The 16,168-nt window shown below is 64.2% G+C and carries 18 protein-coding genes; 9 read left to right on the plus strand and 9 right to left on the minus strand.

Translation table 11 applies throughout. From position 1 onward, the window contains the following. Nucleotides 1-14 precede the first annotated feature (14 nt). On the minus strand, nucleotides 15-560 hold the full coding sequence (locus NOV74_RS02255; protein ID WP_257308877.1) for a hypothetical protein: 546 nt from the start codon (nucleotides 558-560) through the stop codon (nucleotides 15-17). A 100-nt stretch (nucleotides 561-660) separates the two neighbouring features. Between NOV74_RS02255 and NOV74_RS02260 the strand changes: the two genes are divergently transcribed. Beyond that, a complete protein-coding gene (locus NOV74_RS02260) occupies nucleotides 661-1,854 on the plus strand; it encodes a glycine C-acetyltransferase (RefSeq protein WP_257308879.1) in 1,194 nt (397 codons plus the stop codon). Nucleotides 1,855-1,912: 58 nt separating this feature from the next. Here the strand turns inward: NOV74_RS02260 and NOV74_RS02265 are convergent, their stop codons facing one another. The 5 genes from NOV74_RS02265 to asnB are packed head-to-tail and all read right to left on the minus strand — an operon-like array spanning nucleotide 1,913 to nucleotide 5,460. After that, entirely contained in the window at nucleotides 1,913-2,374 is a 462-nt protein-coding gene (locus NOV74_RS02265) for a MauE/DoxX family redox-associated membrane protein (RefSeq protein WP_257308881.1), read from the minus strand. Continuing rightward, nucleotides 2,371-3,030: a rhodanese-like domain-containing protein gene (locus NOV74_RS02270; RefSeq protein WP_257308883.1), complete on the minus strand. Its 660-nt coding sequence runs from the start codon at nucleotides 3,028-3,030 to the stop codon at nucleotides 2,371-2,373. The genes NOV74_RS02265 and NOV74_RS02270 overlap by 4 nt, the downstream gene beginning before the upstream one ends. 36 nt (nucleotides 3,031-3,066) lie before the next feature. Then, a complete protein-coding gene (locus tag NOV74_RS02275) occupies nucleotides 3,067-3,312 on the minus strand; it encodes a hypothetical protein (RefSeq protein ID WP_257308885.1) in 246 nt (81 codons plus the stop codon). Nucleotides 3,313-3,347: 35 nt separating this feature from the next. Further along, nucleotides 3,348-3,713, minus strand: a complete 366-nt coding sequence (locus tag NOV74_RS02280; RefSeq protein WP_257308888.1) for a PilZ domain-containing protein — start codon at nucleotides 3,711-3,713, stop codon at nucleotides 3,348-3,350. 49 nt (nucleotides 3,714-3,762) lie between these two features. Then, nucleotides 3,763-5,460 (minus strand): asparagine synthase B, encoded by a 1,698-nt coding sequence (gene asnB, locus NOV74_RS02285; protein ID WP_257308890.1) that lies wholly within the window; start codon nucleotides 5,458-5,460, stop codon nucleotides 3,763-3,765. Nucleotides 5,461-5,724: 264 nt separating this feature from the next. On the opposite strand from asnB, the gene tdh reads away from it, so the two are divergent. Next, a complete protein-coding gene (tdh, locus tag NOV74_RS02290) occupies nucleotides 5,725-6,756 on the plus strand; it encodes an L-threonine 3-dehydrogenase (RefSeq protein WP_257308892.1) in 1,032 nt (343 codons plus the stop codon). A gap of 95 nt (nucleotides 6,757-6,851) precedes the next feature. On the opposite strand, the gene NOV74_RS02295 is transcribed toward tdh, so the two are convergent. After that, nucleotides 6,852-7,475: a type II secretion system protein GspG gene (locus NOV74_RS02295; protein WP_257308894.1), complete on the minus strand. Its 624-nt coding sequence runs from the start codon at nucleotides 7,473-7,475 to the stop codon at nucleotides 6,852-6,854. A gap of 53 nt (nucleotides 7,476-7,528) precedes the next feature. Between NOV74_RS02295 and udk the strand changes: the two genes are divergently transcribed. The 5 genes from udk to NOV74_RS02320 all read left to right on the plus strand — a co-directional run bounded on the left by udk (nucleotide 7,529) and on the right by NOV74_RS02320 (nucleotide 10,765). Further along, nucleotides 7,529-8,182: a uridine kinase gene (udk, locus tag NOV74_RS02300; protein WP_257308896.1), complete on the plus strand. Its 654-nt coding sequence runs from the start codon at nucleotides 7,529-7,531 to the stop codon at nucleotides 8,180-8,182. Next, the gene (locus NOV74_RS02305; protein ID WP_257308899.1) at nucleotides 8,175-8,492 is read left to right on the plus strand and encodes a rhodanese-like domain-containing protein; all 318 of its coding nucleotides are present in this window, start codon (nucleotides 8,175-8,177) and stop codon (nucleotides 8,490-8,492) included. The genes udk and NOV74_RS02305 overlap by 8 nt, the downstream gene beginning before the upstream one ends. Then, nucleotides 8,492-9,121, plus strand: a complete 630-nt coding sequence (locus NOV74_RS02310) for an NUDIX hydrolase (protein WP_257308901.1) — start codon at nucleotides 8,492-8,494, stop codon at nucleotides 9,119-9,121. The genes NOV74_RS02305 and NOV74_RS02310 overlap by 1 nt, the downstream gene beginning before the upstream one ends. 146 nt (nucleotides 9,122-9,267) lie before the next feature. Continuing rightward, nucleotides 9,268-9,765, plus strand: coding sequence for a YajQ family cyclic di-GMP-binding protein (locus NOV74_RS02315; RefSeq protein ID WP_257308903.1), 498 nt, complete (start codon nucleotides 9,268-9,270; stop codon nucleotides 9,763-9,765). A 4-nt stretch (nucleotides 9,766-9,769) separates the two neighbouring features. Further along, on the plus strand, nucleotides 9,770-10,765 hold the full coding sequence (locus NOV74_RS02320; protein WP_257308905.1) for a polyprenyl synthetase family protein: 996 nt from the start codon (nucleotides 9,770-9,772) through the stop codon (nucleotides 10,763-10,765). Nucleotides 10,766-10,778: 13 nt separating this feature from the next. Here NOV74_RS02320 and NOV74_RS02325 read toward each other — a convergent pair whose 3' ends face one another. Next, a complete protein-coding gene (locus NOV74_RS02325; RefSeq protein WP_257308907.1) occupies nucleotides 10,779-12,134 on the minus strand; it encodes a TPR end-of-group domain-containing protein in 1,356 nt (451 codons plus the stop codon). Between the two features lie 294 nt (nucleotides 12,135-12,428). Then, entirely contained in the window at nucleotides 12,429-13,955 is a 1,527-nt protein-coding gene (locus tag NOV74_RS02330; RefSeq protein WP_306672262.1) for a type IV pilus twitching motility protein PilT, read from the minus strand. 105 nt (nucleotides 13,956-14,060) lie between these two features. Between NOV74_RS02330 and sucC the strand changes: the two genes are divergently transcribed. Together sucC and sucD are read left to right on the plus strand one after the other, a co-directional pair. Then, nucleotides 14,061-15,218 carry an ADP-forming succinate--CoA ligase subunit beta gene (gene sucC / locus NOV74_RS02335; RefSeq protein WP_257308909.1) on the plus strand — a complete coding sequence of 386 codons (1,158 nt, stop codon included), beginning with the start codon at nucleotides 14,061-14,063 and terminating at the stop codon, nucleotides 15,216-15,218. 45 nt (nucleotides 15,219-15,263) lie between these two features. Next, nucleotides 15,264-16,136: a succinate--CoA ligase subunit alpha gene (sucD, locus tag NOV74_RS02340; RefSeq protein WP_257308910.1), complete on the plus strand. Its 873-nt coding sequence runs from the start codon at nucleotides 15,264-15,266 to the stop codon at nucleotides 16,134-16,136. Nucleotides 16,137-16,168: the final 32 nt, after the last annotated feature.

Consider the following 16,168-nt stretch of genomic DNA (forward strand, 5'->3'; position numbering starts at 1 on the left):
GCGTGTAACGCCGGTCACTCCGCCTTGCGGTAAGTCTCGTCGGTGCCCGTCAGTGCCCAGCTTCCCCGCCGGCGCTCGAAGGTGGCGTGGCGCTGCCTGGTCTGGCCCAATGCCGCATCTGAATGGACAGCCTGGAAGATGGGGAACTGGGCCGTGGGCTTGTCCAGGCGAATCTCGTAGGTGACGCGGGCTCCCTCGCGGGTGGGTTCCATATGGACGGCGCGCACGAACACCGCCTCGGCCGCGGGCATGGAGAAGCCTTTGGGCGCCGCCTTGATGCTCTTGGGGGCATCAGGCTTCAGGCGGAAGGTGAACGTCTCCCGCTCGCCTTCGGCCTGGACCGCACTGTCGAACCAGCCACTCTTGTCCAGGTTCTCCTTCAGCGTCACTAGGCGCAGGTGCTCGGGACTGCCTTTTTCTGCCGAGGCCTTCTCGGGTACGGTGACAGGCACGACCACCGGATAGTCCTTGCGGATCAAGCCCTCAGCCTTGGCCCGTTCCAGCTTCGAGCTGCAGGCCAGCGTCAGGAGGAGGACGGGCAGGAGCAGAGCGGGGCGCATGGTCGGATCCTTTTCCAGTTCGCAAGGATGGTGACACAACCGGACGTTCGTCACGCAACCTCGCAGTATCCTATGGGGCTCTGACGCTTAGGAGACCACTGTGAATCCTGCCTACCTGGCCCACCTCACCCACGAAATCGAGCAGCTGAAGGAGGCCGGGCTCTTCAAGACCGAGCGGATCATCACCTCACCCCAGCAGCCCCGGATGCAGGCCAACGGCAAGGACGTGGTCTGCCTCTGCGCCAACAACTATCTGGGCCTGGCCAACCATCCCGAGGTGATCCAGGCCGGCAAGGCCGTGATGGATGACCACGGCTTCGGCATGGCTTCGGTGCGCTTCATCTGCGGCACCCAGGACATCCACCGGGAGTTGGAAGTGAAGCTGGCGGCCTTCCTGGGCTTCGAGGACACCCAGCTGTACTCCTCGTGCTTCGACGCCAACGGCGCCATCTTCGAGGGCCTGCTGGGCGAGGAGGATGCGATCATCAGCGACGCGCTGAATCACGCCTCCATCATCGACGGCATCCGCCTCTGCAAGGCCCAGCGCTTCCGCTACGCCAACTCCGATATGGCGGACCTGGAGGCCCAGCTCAAGGCCGCAGATGCCGCCGGAGCCCGCTTCAAGCTGGTGGTGACGGACGGTGTGTTCAGCATGGACGGTTACATTGCCAAACTCGGAGCGATCTGCGACCTGGCGGAGAAATACGGTGCCATGGTCATGGTGGACGACAGCCACGCCGTGGGCTTCATGGGCACGAATGGGCGGGGAACGCACGAGCACTGCGGGGTCATGGGCCGGGTGGACTTCATGACCGGTACCTTCGGCAAGGCCCTGGGCGGTGCCTCCGGCGGCTACATCGCCGGAAGGCAGGTGACCATCGACTGGTTGCGGCAGAAGGCCCGTCCCTACCTCTTCTCGAACTCCGTGGCGCCCGCCATCGTGGCCGCCACGCTGAAGGTGCTGGAACTGCTCAAGAACAGCCAGGGCCTTATCAAGCAGGTGCATGAGAACGCCCAGTATTTCCGGGCCGGTATGGAGAAGGCCGGCTTCAAGCTGCTGCCCGGCGAGCACCCCATTGTGCCCGTCATGCTGTATGAGGCGCCCCTGGCCCAGGAGTTCGCCAAGCGCCTGTTGGATGAGGGCGTCTATGTCATCGGCTTCTTCTTCCCGGTGGTGCCCAAGGGCCAGGCGCGCATCCGCACGCAGATGAGCGCGGCGCACACCCGTGCCGACCTGGACAAAGCCATTACCGCCTTCACCAAGGTGGGCCGGGAACTCGGAGTGATCCAATAAGCTGATCGACCGCGCCAGCCGATTGGTACCGCGCCCCAGACTGAGCTGGTTGGGGGCGTCAATTCTTTCGGGGATGGGTAGCCAGGAGGATCTGGGCGGCCAGGAGGAGCAAGCCAACATCGCGCAGCAGCAACCACCGCATGTCGGTCAGGCGCTCGGCATCCGTCCGGTGCGTGGTGCCTCCGAAGCACCCGCAATCCACCGGATGGTTGCGGGCGAGGTTGAGGGTGAGGGCCAGACTGAAGGCCAGGAGCAGCAGCGCGACCCATGTTAGGGCAGCCCGGATCCAGACGCCTAGGCAGAGCGCCAGGCCGCAGACCAACTCCAGCCATGGCAGCACCAGGGCCATGGGGTTCAATACCTTGCCTGGAACCAATTGATAGGCCCAGATGGCTTTGGCGAAGCCGGGTGGATCGCCGATCTTGGGCAGAGCCGCCGCGATGAAGACCAGACCCAGGGCGATTCTCACCGCCAGGCTGAGCCTGGGATGAAGGAGCCATCGCCGCAGTCGGGGGCTCATGGTCTTCCCTTCTCGACGGGCCGGCCCTGTGCCACCCAGGCTGGGAAACCATCGCGGAAAATGAGTATGTGGAAGTAACCTTCCCCCAGCAACTTCTCGGCAAGCAGGTGGGAATCCCGGCAGTCACCCCCGCTGCAGTAGATGACGATGGGATCTTCCGAGCCCGGTCGGCGCGCGGCCTTGAACGAGAGCAGGCGGTCGTCCAGATCGGATTCCCACACCGGGGTGCTCCAGGCCCCGGCGATGTGGCCTTCGGCAAATTCGGAGCCCCGGCGGGCGTCCAGGAATGGCGTGCCGTAATGGAAGGCCTGCCAGGCTTCCGCACTGCTGATCTCCCGGATGGGACTGAAGGATGGTGGTTCCGGCGTGGACGGGGCGACCGAGGCGGGAGGCGGTGTCTTCCCGGGTGGAGTGGGCGGAGCCGAGTGGGGCAGGTGACCCCTCCCAGGCTCCTGGGTCACGGGTTCGGGCCTGACTCCTTCGGGGCGTGGCGTTGCCGCGGGTCCGGGGCTCACAGGAGAGAGCGGCACCGCAGATCCGGCCCAAGCCAGGCGGCGTGCCGGGGAAGCGAGGCGGTTGGAGAGCAGCGCGGCCCCCACCGCCAGCCCGGCCAAGGCCAAGGTTCGGAAAGACGTGGATCGGGAGCCACGCAGCATGGACTGATCAGCTTGGCGGAATGAGCCTGGCATCGGTTACAACACGATGTACCGATAGGTTCCGGGCTCCTGCTCCTTCAGCAGAAGTTGGACAGTCCAGCGGCCGTCCGGAAACCGCTCATACATGGTGGCGCTCATGACGGATTCCTTCAGCCATTCCCGGATGTCTTCGTAGCGCTCGAAGGCCGGTGGAGCCCACTCCTCGCCCCCGCAGCCCCTGGCGGCGGATCCTGGCTTGATGTAATCCAGCAGGCGCGCCAGCGCGACTTCGGGGTTCGACATGGAGGCTCCGGGTGATCCATCGGATGCAGGTTGGTTCAACCCTTGGGGTTTTCCTGGGCCTCGAAGGCCCGATCCGCCTCGGGTGAGACGGACCGGATCAGGGCCCTCAGGGCCTCGATGTCGCGACCTTCGAGCTCCCGCGAGAACTGGATGGCCATGCCGTTGGCATCAGACCGGACCACGGTTCCCCGCGTCACGACCCGCTTGCCCGCCTCGGCCTCTTCAAGCAGGATGGCCACGCCGCAGGCGGTGCCCACGGGCAGCCGATCCGACCCGCCGATCAGGAGGCCGCCCATGCTGATGTTGATGGCCGTGGGGAAGGCGATGATGCGTTCCGGCGTCACCACCTTCACGCGGTAGGCAATGGGCACTCGGGGGTGCTGGCGTTGCTCGATGGTCACGTTCGCTCTGCGGATGCCCAGTGTCGGTGGGTCTCGTGATGATAGCGCGTCACTCCTTGGCGTGGTCGTGCACATCGGTCACGGCCCGCCCGGAGGGATCGGCCTGGTTCGCGAAGGACGCGTCCCACCGCAGGGCGGTCTCGGTGCTGCAGGCCACGCTGCGCTCCCAGGGCACGCAGTTCACGGCCGTCGCGCTGGGGAAGTGGTGCTCGAAGATCCGCCGGTAGAGGTAAGCCTCCTTGGTTTCGGGGGTCTTCACAGGGAAACGCTCGGAGGCCCCCCGCATCATGGCGTCGCTGATCTCCCCCTCGGCCGCGGCCTTGAGGCTGTCGATCCAGCTGTAGCCCACACCATCCGAGAACTGCTCTTTCTGGCGCCAGAGGACCTCGTCGGGAATGAGGCCCTCGAAAGCCTTCCGGAGGGGGTACTTCTCGATGGGGCGGGGCCGGTGCGCGTTTCGCGGCAGCTTCACCGCGGGATCGAGGCGCATGGCCACGTCGAGGAATTCCCGGTCCAGGAAGGGGACCCGGGCTTCCACCCCCCAGGCCGCGCTGGACTTGTTGGCGCGGGCGCAGTCGTAGAGGTGCAGCTTCTGGAGCTTGCGCACCGTCTCGGCGTGCAATTCCGGGCCGTCCGGTGCCTTGTGGAAGTAGAGGTAGCCACCGAAGATCTCGTCTGCACCTTCGCCGGACAGCACCATCTTGATGCCCATGGCCCGGATCTTCCGCATCATGAGATACATGGGCGTGGACGCCCGGATCGTCGTGATATCGAAGGTCTCCAGGTGGTAGATCACATCCGAGAGGGCGTCCAGTCCCTCCTGCACGGTGAAGTGGATCTCGTGGTGGATGGCGCCGATATGGTCTGCCACCAGCCGGGCCGGGGCCAGGTCCGGCGCGCCCGCCAAACCCACGGCGAAGCTGTGGATTCTCGGCCACCACGCCGGCGCCGTGCCCCCCTCCTCCACGCGACCCTCCCGAAACTGGGCGGCGATGGCCGCGATCAGAGAAGAGTCCACCCCCCCGGAGATCAGGACGCCATAGGGCACGTCGCACATGAGTTGCCGCCGCACCGCCGCTTCGAGCGCAGCGCGCAGGGCCGCGGAATCGTAGGGGGTATCCGGGACATGGCCGGGTTCGGCCCAGTCAGGCTCGTAGTAGCGTTGGAACCCCTCGTCCGCCTCGTGCCCGAGGTAGAAGTGTCCCGGGGGGAATTCGCGGATCCGCTCGCAGTGGCCCACCAGGGCCTTCATCTCCGAGGCGACGTACAGCCGGTCGTCCCGATCCCACCCCAGGTAGAGGGGGATGACGCCGATGGGGTCCCGGGCAATGAGGTAAGTCTCGCGCTTGGGGTCGTAGAGCACGAAGGCGAAGATGCCGTTCATCCGGTTGAGGAAATCCCGGGGCGAGAGCTCGTCGTAGAGGTAGAGGATCACCTCGCAATCCGAGAGGGTCTGGAAGTCATGGGCTTCCTGCAGGACATGCCGAAGCTCCCGGTGGTTGTAGATCTCCCCGTTCACCGCCAGGACCGTACCTTGGAGGGTGTCGACCAGGGGCTGGGCCCCGTGCTCGACATCCACGATGGAGAGGCGTTCGTGGACGAGGATGGCCCGGTCGTCGCTGTAGATGCCACTCCAGTCCGGCCCCCGGTGGCGGATCTTCCGCGCCATGGCCAGGGCCTGGCGCCGGAGCTCCGACGGATTCGAGCGGGAAGGATCGATGTCGAGGATGGTGAGGATGCCGCACATGGGGACTCCAATAGCAAAACCCCCGATCCGCTGTCGCGAATCGGGGGTGGTCCGGGAATTCAGGTGTCTAGGTGAGACCCTCGCCGGCCCACGCGCGATTCGCGCGAGGGAGCCGATTATTGGAATGGCGGTTGAACCGCGCGGAGAGGAAGGTCATAGGTCGCCTGCAAGAACCTTATCGGCTGGTTTCACGAATCGTCAAGGGCGGAAGGGTAAGTTGGCCAGTTTTGATCTTGATGGTGAAATGGTGCGGTTGGAGGCGTCATGAAAGCCCTGCTCAAGACCAAGCGCGAGGAAGGCATCTGGATGGGCGAGGTGCCCATGCCCGAGATGGGCCCCAACGATGTGCTGATCCGCGTCCACAAGAGCGCCATCTGCGGCACCGACGTGCACATCTACAACTGGGACGACTGGGCCCAGAAGACCATTCCCGTGCCCATGGTGGTCGGGCATGAGTATTTCGGGATCATCGAGAAGGTGGGTGCTGAAGTCGAGGGCTACCAGCCGGGCGATCGGGTGAGCGGCGAGGGGCACATCACCTGTGGCCACTGCCGTAACTGCCGGGCAGGCAAGCGCCACCTCTGCCGCAACACCGTGGGCGTAGGTGTGAATCGCACGGGCTCGTTTGCGGAATACCTCTCCATCCCCGCCTTCAATGTGTTCAAGGTGCCGGACAACATCCCGGACGAGGTGGCCTCCATCTTCGATCCGTATGGCAACGCGACCCACACGGCCCTCAGCTTCGACATGGTGGGCGAGGACGTGCTGATCACCGGCGCCGGCCCCATCGGCATCATGGCCGTGGCCATCGCGAAGCATGTGGGGGCGAGGAACGTGGTGATCACGGATGTGAACGAATACCGACTCGAACTGGCGCGGAAGATGGGCGCCACGGTCGCCGTGAACCCCATGCAGAAGAGCCTCCCCGAAGTGATGAAGGAATTGGGAATGACCGAAGGCTTCGACGTAGGCCTGGAGATGAGTGGCAACCGCAATGCCTTCGAATCGCTGCTGGAAGTGATGCACCATGGCGGCCGCGTGGCGCTGCTGGGCATCCTCCCCGGGGACTGTGCCATTGACTGGAGTCAGGTGATCTTCAAGGGCCTCGTCCTGAAAGGGATCTACGGGCGCGAAATGTTTGAAACCTGGTACAAGATGGCCGCGATGGTCCAGAGTGGCCTGGACATCACCCCGGTCATCACGCACCGTTTCAGCATTGACGACTTCCAGAAGGGGTTCGACGCGATGAGGAGCGGGCAGAGCGGAAAGGTGATTTTGGACTGGGGCGTCAGCTAGTTTCCTGCCTGGAGGCACCTGCAAAATGCGGCCATGGGCCGCATTTTGTTAGCTGCCCAAGGTGTGCGCAGCTTGCCACGAGGTTGGTTGGAACCTCAACGGACGGGCTGTGGCTGGGGAACGGGCGGGAAGGGGCCGTCAGTCCAGGGGGCGCCGTCCTTGATGAGAATATCGCCAGCCAGCCCCTCGCCACCGGGGACGCCGTCCGTGCCAAGGCAGACCAGGTAGTACCCGTCCAGCTTGGTGTTGAATTTCTGTCGCACCGGGCCTCGCTTGACCTGGACTTCCTCCACCGGACGGCTGACGTAAGGGCGGTAGAGAAAAGGATGGCCCCAAGGGGCTTCGGGCACCTGGTCGAGGTATTCGGGGACCAGTCCCTGCAGCGAGTCTGGGTACTCACCGGTCTTGGCCTTGTAGCGGATCAGAGCGTCTGTGATGCGCTTGAGGGCCGCCCGCACCTGCTTCTGGCGGTCAGCCACGTCCCGATTCACAAAGGCTTCGATCAGGAATAGGTCCCGGGTGGCTTGGCGGGCCGCTTCCGTGTCCGGGTAGCGATCCACCAGCTGCTTCATCATGGCCCTGGCTTCGAGGCTCCGGCCTTCCAGGTTCAGTTTTCGGGCCTCTTCGTAGAGGTTCCCGGGCAGCCTGGGGTCTTCGGAAGTGCATCCGGACAGGAGCGTAAGAAGGGCCAAGGCGGGGGCGAAACGCGTGCAATTCATGGCAAGAACCTTACCAGAGGCGCATGACGATAGGATGGAAGAAAGGGGGGCACATGACCGACAGGCCGATGCTGGTGGGCATCGTGGGTGGCTCGGGCAGCGGAAAGACCTCTGTGGCCGCCGAGCTGGTGAGACGGCTGCGTCGCCGCAAAGTGGCCACGCTCCTATTGGATATGGATGCCTACTACGCGCCGTTGGAAGTAGTGAAGTCCCGCTTCGGCGGCATGCCGGTGAACTGGGATCATCCCCATGCCTTCGATCTGGAGCTCATGGCCACACACCTGGGGGCGCTGCATCGGGGCGAGAGCATCCAGAAGCCTCGCTATGACTTCACGATCTCTGATCGCACGGGCTGGGAGGAACCTGTGCCACCCGGCCAAGTGGTGATTCTGGAAGGCCTTCTGCTCTTCGCGCTTCAGGAGCTCAGGGACTTGCTGGACGTGAAGGTCTTCGTGGATACGGATGCCGACATCCGCATCCTCCGCCGCATCCGACGGGATACAAAGGAGCGGGCCCGCAGCCTCGAAAGCGTCATGGATCAGTACGAACAGAGCGTCCGCCCCATGCATCTGGAGTTCGTGGAACCCAGCAAGCGCTGGGCGGATCTCATCGTGCCGACGGGCGTGGAGAACCGCACGGCTATGGATGTCATCACCCATCACATCTGCAGCCGCGTACTGGACCAAGGAGAACTTCAGCGTGTTTGAGAACGGAATCCATCTATCCGCCGAGGCCTTCCGGGATCTGCCCGAGACCGTTCAGCGCCTCGACGTGCGCGAGCGCTGGGAATACGACCTGGCCCACATCCCCGGCGCCCTCCTCATCCCCCTGGGCGAGCTGGCGGACCGGGTTAGCGAGCTGGACCCCTCCCGGCCGGTGGCGGCCTACTGCCACCATGGCACCCGGAGCCTCTATGCCCTCCGCTTCCTCCAGGGCGCGGGGTTCGCGGATCTGGCCCACCTGGCTGGCGGCATCGACGCTTACTGCCGCCTGGATCCCTCCGTGCCGAGGTACTGATGCGGCTGCTGCACCGTCATCCCGAGGGCTTCGATCCGAACACCGCCTGGACCCAGGAGTCCGAGAGCGTGCGCCAGGATTCGCGGCTCTTCCGGCAGATCGTGGCCCAGCGGCGCAGCCCCCACACGGGACGGCAACATGCCTTCTACCGCCTCCAGGGGCCCGATTGGGTGAACGTGGTGGCCTTCACACGGGGCGGCGACTTGCTGGTGGTGGAGCAGTTCCGCCACGGCATCGACGCCTCCACACTCGAGATCCCGGGCGGGGGGTGCGATGCGGGGGAGGCCCCGGTGGTCGCGGCACTGCGTGAATTGCGGGAGGAGACGGGGTTCGTGTCCGACCGCTGGGTGGCCCTGGGTTCCTGCACCCCGAACCCGGCCACCCAGAACAACCGCTGCCACAGCTTCCTGGCCCTCGATTGCGACCCGGATGGCCCGCTGGCGCTGGACCCTGCCGAGGAACTGCAGGTCTGGGCCTGCCCCTGGCCCGAGTGGCGGGCCCGCATGGCCCGAGGGGAGATCCACCACGCACTGGTGCTGGCCGCCTTCCAGCTCCTGAGCCTCTGGGAGGGCTGGCCAGCCCTGAGGGAGCGACTGGAGGCCTCGACTGAAAAGCGCGGACAGGATTAAAAGGATTTAGATGGATTAACAGGATTCAGGCGAAGCGAGCTTTCATCCTGTTGGTCCTGCTTTTCATCCCGTTAATCCTGTCTCGGCCTTTTCCTAAGCCAAGGCGAAGCGCTAGTCTGAAGGGTGTATCCGGATGAGGTGCGGCCATGGCCAGTGAATGTTCCTTTGATGTGGTCTGCAAGGTGGACCTGGACGAGGTGAAGAACGCCGTGTCCCAGGCCATGAAGGAGATCGGCCAGCGCTACGACTTCAAAGGCTCAGTGTCCAAGATCGAGCTGAAGGACGACAAGGTGCTGGTGCTCAACAGCGATGACGAGATGAAGCTCAAGGCCGTCATCGATGTGCTGCAGACCAAGCTGCACAAGCGCGGCGTGAGCATCCGCAGCATGGAATACGGCAAGGTCGAACCCGCCACCAAGGGCACCGTCCGCCAGGAAGTCACCATCCACCAGGGCATTCCTGTGGAGAAGGCCAAGGGCCTCATCAAGGCTGTCAAGGATGCCAAGATCAAGGTCCAGGCAAGCATCCAGGGTGACCAGCTCCGCGTGAGCGGCAAGAGCCGCGACGACCTGCAGGAAGTCATCGCCCTCTTCAAGAAGGACGACCAGGGGTTGGACCTGCAGTTCACGAATTACAGGGGCTGAACCGTTGAGCCGACTCGACCTCTCCCGCTACTTCCTGCCCATCGCCCCCAAGCTGGCGGGTGTGGAGGCGGAGCTGCAGCGCATCCTGCAGAGCGACGTGGAGGTCGTCCAGAAGCTGGCGGATCATGTCCGCGGTGGCCAGGGCAAGCGCCTGCGCCCGGCTCTGGTGATGCTGTCATCGCGATTCTGCGGTGTGCCCAATGACGAGGATGTGCGCTTCGGCGCCGTCTTCGAGCTGATCCACACGGCCACCCTGGTGCATGACGATGTCATCGACCACGCCCAGCTGCGGCGCGGGATGCCCACGCTCAACCGGCTCTGGGGCAACACACTGACAGTCCTTTTCGGGGACCTCCTCTACCTGGTGGCCATGAACGAGGCCATCGCCGGTCGGAGCTGGCGGATGATGGAGATCTTCGCGGAAGTCACCACCCGGATGATCGAAGGTGAGCTGATCCAGAACGACGTGCTCTACAAGCTGGACACCAGCCGCAAGGACTACTTCGACATCCAGGAGCGGAAGACGGCCCTCCTGTTCAGTGGCTGCACCGAAACCGGCGCCGTCCTCACCGGTCGCAGCCTGGATGAATGCTTCGCCATGCGCGAGTACGGACTGGAGGTCGGCCGGGCCTTCCAGCTGGTGGACGACCTGCTGGACTACACCGCCACCAGCGAGCAGCTGGGCAAGCCGGCGTTCAGCGATCTCCGCGAGGGGAAACTCACCCTGCCCATGCTTACCCTGCTGGAAAAGGCCCCAGACGAGGTTCGGTCCCTGATCCGCACCATCTGGGACCGGGGCGAGGAAGTGCCCATTCCAGCGGATGAAGAGGCCCGGCTCCGCGCGATCATCGCGCAGCACGACGCCCTTTCTGAAACCCGCGACCTGGCCCTCAAGGCCTCGAAGAATGCCGTGGCCCAGCTCTCCGCCGTGCAGGGCGACACCAGCACTGGGAGCCTGCTCCGGGAGATTCCCGAGGCTCTGCTGTCGCGGAGCATGTGAGGGCTCCGATCCCTCAGCTCCGGAGCTGGGCCATCAGCTCCTGGAAGCGCGGATAGGACCGGACGGAATCCAGATCGCCGTCGTGGATGAACCAATCCTTCTGGGTAAGCCCTGCGGCCGCGGCCTGCTCCAGACAATCCAGGCTTTCTTCCGGATCGCCTGCCAGGGCATGGATGCAGCCCAGGTTGTAGAGCAGCATGGGATCGTCGGGGTCCATGCTGCGGGCCATTCGGGCCCAGGCCAGGCCCTTCTCCCGCTCACCCAGGGCGACGAGGGCGTTGGCTCCCAGGTAGCGGGCGCGGACATCGTCGGGGGTGTGCTCCAGGCGTGCCTCCACCAGCGCCAGCCCGGTCTTGCGGGCCCGCTCGGCCTCATCTTCGAGGCCCAGGCTGTGGTAGACCTGGGCCACCAGCAGGATGGCTTGGAAGTCCTCCGGACGGAGGGCGGCCGCCCATTCGAAATACTCGATGGCCCTTTCCGGTTTACCGGCCGCGAAGCAATGGCGTGCGTAGAAATAGGCGGCACTGTAGAGGTTGGGGTCGAGGCGTAGTGCTGTTTCAAACGCGGTCTCAGCCTCGTCGGCCAGTCCGGCGGCGGACAGGGCCACGCCCCGGGAGGCATGAGCCTCGGCCAAGTCCGGATCCAATTCCAGGGCCTTGCGGCTGCAGGACTCCGCCAATTCTCGCTGAGGCTCAGTCCGGTCGATGTAGATGTAGCTGTAGGCCGCGCAGTTGGCCAGACCCGCCCAGGCCGAGGGGAAATTCGGATCCAGATCCAAGGAGCGCCGGTACATGTCGGCCGCGAGGCTCATGCCTTGACGGTTGAACCTGAAATAGAACTGTCGCCCCCTCAAGTAGTATTCATAGGCTTCGAGATCCACCGGATATCTGGGCCGGATGGGCGCGGACACATGCAGCGCAGAGGCCACGTGCCTGGTGATGTCATCGAGGGTTGCAAAGAGCTCCTGCCGGTCGAAGGCATAGGCCTTGGACCAGGTCGCCCGGCCTGATTTCACATCCACCAATTCCGCTTTCAGGTTCAGCAGGCTCGCTTCCTTCCGGAGCGTACCGGACAGGATGGCGGTCGCATGCAAATGGCGCCCAACGGCCAGCGGCGAAAGGGGCGAGCCCCCATAGCCGAAGGAAGTGGTCCTGGAAACCACCTGGAGGCCTTCCAGGTGGTTGAGGGCCTGCAGTACCTCATCGGCGATGCCTTCGCTGAGATGCGAATCGCCGCCATCTGGTCGCTGGTCCAGGAAGGGCAGGACGGCCACCAGGGCCAGCGCCATTCGGGCTTTGGGGTGGACCGGGGCCTTTCTTGTCGCGGCCTCTTTGTGCGATCCGGGGGACTTCCCCATCTGCAGGGCCATGTTCCACCTCCAGGACAGCTGTCAAAGCGAGCACTTATTCGGTGGAGCGGGAGCATCGTTTGAATGCAATGGAGTTCAGAGGAGCTTGCCATCCATCAATCCCAAACAGGACCGCCAAGTGGGCAGACACACCCAACCTGACCCGCAGGTGATATCCAGCATGGGAGCGTCAATTCGCCACGCAAGGGGAAGGCCGGGATCAATCACGCTCTGGATCTCCGAATCCAGAGCGTGGTTCTCAAGTTGGAGGGTTCCGACAGATGGGAGGATGTTCGCCCGCCATCCGTTGGCCACCTAACTTTCGACCTCTCCCAATCTCAGATCGAAGGGGATTCCCGCACGCTTGCAGGCAGCGATGAAGCTCTCCTTGTCGGGGCACTTGAGGTAGGCCTCCATGGGCTCAACTTTCTTGTCTTTCATGAGCTCGACGAGCGAATCGTTCATGAGCTTCTGGCCATAGCTGCGGCCGGTCTGCATGGCGCTGGGAATCTGGAAGTTTTTGCCTTCGCGAATGAGATTGGCGATGGCGGGGCTGATGAAGAGCGTCTCCAGGGCGGCAACACGGCCGCCTCCGATCCGCTTGAGCAGGGTCTGGCTCACCACGCACTTCAGGGCATCGGCCAGCATCACGCGGATCTGCTGCTGCCGATCGGCGGGAAACTGGTCCACGATGCGGTCGATGGTTCCGATGGCACTGCTGGTATGGAGGGTGCCGAAGACCAGATGGCCCGTGACAGCCGTTTCCAGGGCGATGGCGATGGTCTCGAGGTCGCGCATCTCACCCACCATCACGATATCGGGATCCTCGCGCAGGGCCGCGCGGAGTCCGTTTTTGAAGCTGTCTGTGTGGGTCCCTACCTCCCGCTGGTTCACCAGGCAGCCCTTGCGGGGGTGGACGAATTCGATGGGATCCTCGATGGTGAGGATGTGGTCATGGCGCTTCTGGTTGGCCAGGTCGAGGATGGCCGCCAGGGTGGTGGACTTGCCGCTGCCGGTCGGGCCCGTCACCAGCACAAGGCCCTTGGAGAGGTCGCAGAGGCGTCGGATGGGATCGGGCAGGCCCAACTTGTCGGGATCGGGAATCTGGTTGGGGATGACGCGGCAGACCAGGCCAGGCCCGACCCGATCCATGAAATAGTTCACACGGAGGCGGCAGTTGCCGGCCTCGTAGGCGTAGGCGAAATCCGCATCATGGCGTTCCTGGAAGTGATGCCAGGCGATCGGCGTGGCCAGGGCTTCCATCATCTCCAGCAGGGTGGCCGGTTCCAGCTGACCGAAACCTTCTAGTTCCTTCATGTCGCCGTGGGCGCGAACCAGGGGGGGTTCCATGGAGGTGCAATGAAGGTCGGAACCTTGCTGGTGCAGGAGGGCGGCGAACAGGCGCTCGGCCAGCGGGTGGCCATGGCCCCCGCCAGGTCGGGGGGCTGAGGCTGCGGTGGGCGCCGGGGCTGAAACCACCTGGGGCGCAGGGGAGGGCCCTACGGCCATGGCGGGCGCGGCTGGTTGGGGGCGCGCAGGACCCCGCCATTCGGCGACGAGGGTAGGGTTTTCTCCGTCGCGGCAGAGGCGGATCTGAAAGACCTGGCCAGCCAGGTCATAGTTGAACTCGGCTCTTCCTTCCAACTGCCAGGTGGCTTTCAGGTTGCGGGGAACCACATCCCCGGCCAGCGTATCGACCATCACCGCGGGTAATGGATTGGGCAGCAGGTCCAGGGTTTCGCCGGTCTTGAGCTCTAGGCGGGGTTTCTTATCCGCCTCCATGTGGAGTCGCGTGCCACCCCTGGCGATGACATGGGAAAGCAACCGGTCAATCTGGGCCATGAAAGTCTCCTGGGGCCTTCAAAGGATGCCACGGGTCACAGCCTTGAGGGTTCGGACCTGGCGGTCCGGCCGCTAGACTGAGGGGTGACCTTTTCGGGAGCGAGTATGAATATTCATGAATACCAAGCCAAAGAGCTGCTGAGGCAGTACAAGGTGGCCACGCCCGACGGGAAGGTCGCCCAGGATGCGGAAGAGGCCCGCATGATCACGAAGGAGTTCGGCGGGGCCAGTGTCGTCAAGGCGCAGATCCACGCTGGCGGCCGTGGCAAGGGCGGTGGTGTGAAATTCGCGACGGATCCCGACAAGGCCGCCGAGCTGTTCAAGGCCATGATCGGCATGCAACTGGTCACCAAGCAGACCGGTGCCGAGGGCCGCAAGGTCCGCACCGTGTTCCTCTCCAAGCCCGTGGACATCGAGCGCGAGCTCTACCTGAGCTTCCTGGTGGACCGCGTCACCAGCCGGGTCACCATCCTGGCCTCCACTGAAGGTGGCGTGGAGATCGAGGAGGTCGCCGCCAAGACCCCCAAGAAGATCGTCCGGGTGGCCGTGGATCCTGCCTTGGGTCTCAATGGCTTCCAGGCGCGCCAGGTGGCCTTCGCCCTGGGTCTCGAAGGCAATGCCTTCAAGCAGGGCGTCGTCTTCCTGCAGAACCTCTACAAACTCTTCGTGGAGAAGGACTGCTCCATGGTGGAGATCAACCCGCTGGTCGTGACCAAGCAGGGGGATGTCACCGCCCTGGATGCCAAGATCGGCTTCGATGACAACGGTTTGGTCCGCCACCCGGATGTTCTGGCCTACCGCGACCTCAACGAGGAAGCGGAAGAGGAAGTGGAAGCCAGCAAGTACAACCTCAACTTCATCAAGCTGGACGGCAGCATCGGCTGCATGGTGAACGGCGCGGGCCTGGCCATGGCCACCATGGACATCATCAAGTACTGCGGCAGTTCCCCGGCCAACTTCCTGGATGTGGGCGGCAGCGCCACCGAGGATGCGGTGAAGAACGCCTTCCGCATCATTCTGCAGGACAAGTCCGTGAAGGCCGTGCTCGTGAACATCTTCGGCGGCATCATGCGCTGCGACATCGTGGCCTCGGGCATCGTGAACGCGGCGAAGGAGATCGGCATCAAGGTGCCGGTGGTCGTTCGGTTGGAAGGCACCAACGTCGAAGAGGGCAAGAAGATCCTCGCGGAAAGCGGCCTGAACCTCATCGTCGGAGCCGACCTGAAGGATGCCGCCGAGAAGGTGGTCGCCTCCATCAAGTAAGTTCATCCACGGAACCCGATCGATTCCATTTTTGCGAGGTATGACATGGCAGTTCTCGTGGGCAACCACACCAAACTCATCGTTCAGGGCATCACAGGCCGTGAAGGTCTCTTCCACGCCAAGGGCTGCCGCGACTACGGCACGAAGGTCGTGGGCGGTGTCACGCCCGGGAAGGGCGGCACCGAGATCGAAGGCTTCCCGGTCTTCAACACCGTCCAGGAGGCTGTGGCCAAGACCGGCGCCAACGCCACCATGATCTTCGTCCCCCCCGTGGCCGCGGCGGACGCGATCCTCGAAGCCCTCGACGCGGGCATCGAGCTGGTCGTCTGCATCACCGAGGGCATTCCCGTCCTCGACATGGTCAAGGTCAAGCGGGTGCTCCCCAACTACCCCAAGAGCCGCCTCATCGGCCCCAACTGCCCCGGCATCATTAGTCCCGGCCTGGCCAAGATCGGCATCATGCCTGGCCGCATCCACAAGCAGGGCCATGTGGGTGTCGTCAGCCGCTCCGGCACCCTCACCTATGAGGCTGTGGGCCAGCTCACCGCCCTGGGCATCGGCCAGAGCACCTGCATCGGCATCGGCGGCGATCCGGTCAGCGGCACCAGCCACATCGACGCGCTGGAGATGTTCAACAACGACCCCGACACCCACGCCGTCATCATGATCGGCGAGATCGGTGGCAGCGCCGAGGAAGACGCCGCCGTCTGGGTAAAGGCGAACATGAAGAAGCCCGTGGTGGCTTTCATCGCCGGTCAGACGGCCCCTCCGGGCCGCCGCATGGGCCACGCCGGCGCCATCATCTCCGGGGGCAAGGGCACCGCCGCCGAGAAGATGAAGGCCCTCACCGCCGCTGGCATCACCGTGGTGCAGAGCCCCGCCGACATGGGCAAGGCCTTGGCCGAGCGCCTGAAGTAGCCACAACGAAAGGCTTCACCACCAAGACACCA

The organism is Geothrix fuzhouensis, from assembly GCF_024609325.1.
GTDB classification, from domain to species: Bacteria; Acidobacteriota; Holophagae; order Holophagales; family Holophagaceae; genus Geothrix; species Geothrix fuzhouensis.